Source organism: Sulfuricurvum sp. RIFOXYD12_FULL_44_77 (assembly GCF_001830725.1).
Classification (GTDB): Bacteria; Campylobacterota; Campylobacteria; order Campylobacterales; family Sulfurimonadaceae; genus Sulfuricurvum; species Sulfuricurvum kujiense_A.
The window spans coordinates 1-3,182 of sequence record NZ_MIBU01000283.1 but is presented as its reverse complement, the minus strand read 5'-3'; the positions used below and the strand labels follow the sequence as shown (position 1 = coordinate 3,182).

The 3,182-nt window shown below is 44.3% G+C and carries 3 protein-coding genes; all 3 read right to left on the bottom strand.

Going from position 1 to position 3,182, the window contains the following annotated elements; translation table 11 throughout:
• Positions 1-1,044, bottom strand: a 1,044-nt coding sequence (locus A2517_RS10460) for a lytic transglycosylase domain-containing protein (protein ID WP_294896788.1), incomplete at its 3' end; no start/stop codon positions are given.
• Between the two features lie 15 nt (positions 1,045-1,059).
• Entirely contained in the window at positions 1,060-1,836 is a 777-nt protein-coding gene (locus A2517_RS10455; RefSeq protein ID WP_294896786.1) for a TatD family hydrolase, read from the bottom strand.
• A partial coding sequence (locus A2517_RS10450) for an ATPase (RefSeq protein WP_294896784.1) occupies positions 1,833-3,182 on the bottom strand: 1,350 nt, incomplete at its 5' end. The genes A2517_RS10450 and A2517_RS10455, both read right to left, overlap by 4 nt.

Here is a 3,182-nt window from a genome sequence, read left to right as displayed (position 1 = left end):
TTTCACCCGTCGATTGAGATTACGTTCATTATCATCTCCGATCATATTCTCCATCATAATCGTTGACTTAGGTACGTTATACCGTTTTGAGAGCTGCTCAAGCGACTCTCCCGATTTTATCTTATGCATCACAAAATAGCCCCGTAGCCCTTTTGTCCGATATTTTTGACGAAAGTCATCCAATTTCTCTTTAGGGATATAGACAGGATACGACTGCTCGTTCGGAGGAGTAACCCCTTTTTTAAGATGGGTATTCAGTCTTACCAGATTGTTTTTGGGCATTTCAAGCACCGCAGCTATACGATCAATATTTTCCCCCTCCGGCAAATAGACGGTAGCGATAGGATTTTCTTGTGCCGACTCAAGAGAAGTATCGAATTGAATTTTAGACAAAAAAAGCTCATCGGTCGCCAACAAAGACAAAGCGATAACTTTACGAATATATTTACGGCTCTCAGGAGGAAGAAGACCTCGTTTGGGATCGGTTAACACGTGAATGTCGCTTGTCCCCGCCTTTGCTATCGCGCGTTTTAGCCTTCCATCTCCGCAATTGTAAGCAATAAGAGCCAAATACCATTTTCCGAACTGCTTTTTCAAACCGCTTAAATAGGTGATAGCGGCACGGGTTGATTTGATATGATCTCGGCGCTCATCTACAAACTGATTAACCCGTAATCCATGCAGTTTTCCCGTACTCTCCATAAATTGCCACAACCCGGCCGCACCGCGACGCGATGTTGCACTCCCGTGCAATTGAGACTCTACTAATGTAACAAATAAAAATTCACTCGGCAAATCCGATTGTGCGATGAGCGAGGTCAGCATAGGGATAAAAACATCGGCATTTTCAGAAGAATCGGCAAACCCCTGCAAAATAGATTCCCGTTTTTTTTGTGCATACATATCATGCAAATAGGGATCTTTTAAATAAGAGGCGGGGATATCAAAATGGCTGAGAACCTCTATCTTTTTTTGATCATGGGGATCAAAACCGGAAGCAAAAAGCCCTAAGGGGATTAGCAGTAATGCAAATAAATACTTCATATCCCCTCCATAGTACTATCCTAAACCAAATAGAGTTTTCGCATTTCGGGTCGTTAATGATTCGATGGACTCTGCCGTTTCACCTAATAACTCCCCCATTTTATTAACGATAAAACGGGTATAGGCACTCTCATTACGGCTGCCGCGATGGGGGTGCGGGGTGAGATAGGGGCCGTCCGTTTCAATCAGGAGTTTATCGCGGGGTATACGGGGTAGAATATTGACCAATTTTTTAGCATTTTGAAACGTTACGACACCGCCGATTCCAAAATAAAAATTCTCTTTTGCGAGGCTGAGAAGCTCATCATCGGCATTGTAGCAATGAAGAACTCCCCCAACCTCCCCTGCTCCCTCTTCTAAAAGGATCATTTTCGCATTGTGGCTTGCATCACGGATATGGACGATAAGGGGTTTTTTTACTTTTTTGGCAAAGCGGATATGGGTTCGAAATACTTCGTCTTGACGTCGTTTCTCTTGTTCTTTTTCTTCATCACTCCCCTCCAGCCGAAAATAATCGAGTCCGCACTCCCCAATCGCAACGCATTTAGGATGAGCTGCGTAATGGTCAAAATCAACTGTGTCGATCGTTTCCATATCATAGGGATGAACTCCCACCGCAAAATAGATATTATCATACTGCTCACACAACTCAACCGCACGTTTCAAGGTCGAAGGGTGCGCTCCCGGAATAATAAAAGCCTCAACACCGGCCTCGTGAGCACGCTGAATCATTTCGTCAAAATCATCACGATAGCGTTCATCGTCCAAATGGATATGGGTATCGATGATCATCCCGCTACCCTTGAGCGTTCAAAGAGATCTCGAGCAAAACCGCGTGCTTCATCACTGATCGCCTCACCGCTGATAATTCGGGCAATCTCCTCGACCCTCTCCGCATCGTTTAACTCTCGTACACGGCTCTCATCGTCTTTGTAAATCAAGAAATGTTGCTCCCCCATAGAGGTAAGCTGCGGCTGATGGGAGATAACGAAAATCTGGTACCGAGAGGAAAGATGACGGAGCACTTTTGCTACACTCATCGACTCTTCCCCGCTCAAATTCGCATCGATCTCATCGAGCATCAGAACTCCGCCGCTGCTTTGCATACTCTCAACTCCAAGAGCTAGCAAAGCAAGACGAAGCCGATTAAACTCCCCTGAGCTGAGTTTATCGAGTTTCGTCCCGTTCAATCCCAGTACCGCTTTATCACACCCTGTCGCGTTCAAAGCACACACTTCCAGTTCCAGTGTCGCGTCGCGAAGATAGAGCATCCCCAAATAGTCATTAAGCGATTCAAGAGTGCTTTTCATAATCGAATGGCGCTGACGTGAAAGTTCGTCTGCGGAGTGTTCCAACTCAGATTTTAAGGATGCAATCTGTTTTAGCAAATCGCTTTTTGAATGTTCGATTGTCTCATACGATTCAAGCTCACGCTCTTTGTGATCACGATACGCCAATGCCTCTTCGACACTCCCGTAGCGGCGTTTAAGCTCAGATATTTGTTCGATACGATCCAGCACCGATTCGATCGATATCTCTTCCAACTCTTCGAGACGTTCCGATGTGTTCTCAAACAAAGAGCGTAATTCGTTCATCGCATCATCAAAAAATGCACTCTCAGCTTCCAAAAGAGTTAGTGCAGAACTCACCGCGGATTCGTGAGTAAAAATAGCTTCTGCCGCAGTGATTGCGTTCTGAATTTTCTCTTTTTTTGAGAGCTGTTTTTTGATGGAACTCAGCTCTTCATCTTCACCGATACGAGGCTTAATCGCATCAATCTTCGATATCTCATAAAGGGCAAACTCTTTGAGCTCGGAGAGGTGTTTCTCTTTATCTTCGATACTTCGAAGCTCATCGGAGAGGAGCTTAAATTCACTAAACTTTTCTGTATGATTCTCTAAAATAGCGGCATATTCAGGCTTTTGTACAATGATACGTTCATCAATCATTTTTAAAAGGTTGGAAGGGTCAAAGTCACTGTAGTCTTTGAGACTCAAATGACGAAGATACCCCGAGCTGATCGATTCCATCGATGATTTTGAGGTACTTTGGTTGTTGATAAAATAGCGGGTTTTCTCTTTTTTAACGTGACGAAAAATATTGAGAGGCTCATTTTGAAGGCCGTAACGCTCTTCATC